At 73.0% G+C, this 1,112-nt stretch carries 1 protein-coding gene; it reads left to right on the top strand.

All coding sequences use genetic code 11. The features are described 5' to 3' along the window. Positions 1-380 precede the first annotated feature (380 nt). Positions 381-1,067, top strand: a complete 687-nt coding sequence (locus ACIQOV_RS42435; RefSeq protein ID WP_401056618.1) for a hypothetical protein — start codon at positions 381-383, stop codon at positions 1,065-1,067. The last annotated feature ends 45 nt before the right edge of the window (positions 1,068-1,112 follow it).

Below are 1,112 nucleotides of genomic sequence, written 5' to 3'. Positions count from 1 at the left end.
GCCGAGGGCGGTGCGGGCGGGGCCGCCGGGTGGGACGGGATGCGTGGGAAGTCGGCGGGACCGACTTCCCACGCAACGGTGGGGGCGTACTTGATGCGGGGCCTGAGCCTCACACGAATGACTCGCACTCCGTGTAGTCGTTGTGCTACTTTCCGCATCATCGACAGAACATAGGAGACCCCGGCGGTGGTGACACACCCCGGGGTCGGGCACCAGGAGCAACAGACCTCCAGATGCAGATTCATCGTAGCGCGCACGTGCGCGCATTCACTGTCCTTCCGAACGGCCTGTTGCAGGACCGTCGGCTCAGTTACACCGCTCGTGGGCTGCTCGCGGACCTCCTTTCCCGCCCGGACGGCTGGCGCGAGGACGGGCGGCAGATGGCGGACAGCAGCCCGCAGGGGCGGGGCGCCGTCCGGCGGGCGCTCAAGGAGCTGAAGGACGCCGGGTACTACCGGGTCGACACGATCCGAATGCCCGACGGGACGGTCCGGTCCGAGGCCCATGTCTTCGACACCCCGCAGCCCGAACCGGCTGCCACCCGCCCGGCCTCCGGTGGGCGAGGGACCGGCGTCACTGTCACCCCTTCCGTAAAGGACCCGGGGCAAGAACCCACCCTCCCGGATGAACGGACGCGGGCCGCCGTGGCCACGCTGTTCCGGGTGATCCGGCCCGAACCCCGCCTGCGCCTCGGCGAGGCCGAGGCGCAGGGGCTGGCGTCGCTCGTCATGCAGTGGCTGGAACGGGGCAGCAGCGAAGCCGAGTTGGCCCACGCCCTCCTGCCCGGGCTGCCGCAGCCGATGCACTCCCCAGTAGCGATCCTCCGGGACCGCCTGCAACGGAAGCTGCCGCCGGAACGAGCGGCGCCTCCATCGGCTTCGTTCGCCGAGTGCGGCCGCTGCCACGACCCGGTGCCCCGGCCGGGAATCTGCCGCGCCTGCGCGGGCCTCGGCGCGAGAACCGTCGCCGTCGGCACGGGAGCCCCCGCCACCCCCGGCGGCGTCACCCGGGCCCGCGCGGCCCTGCGCGGGCGGCACGAACCGCTCATCGCGGCGGGCAGCGGCTGACCGCCGCACGCCCTGCGCCGGTTCAGCGCTCCACGCCCCCTCCCC

This window comes from Kitasatospora sp. NPDC091257 (genome assembly GCF_044757675.1).
GTDB classification, from domain to species: Bacteria; Actinomycetota; Actinomycetes; order Streptomycetales; family Streptomycetaceae; genus Kitasatospora; species Kitasatospora lactacystinica.
The sequence above is the reverse complement of the archived record's forward strand: the minus strand, read 5'-3'. Positions and strand labels throughout refer to the sequence as shown.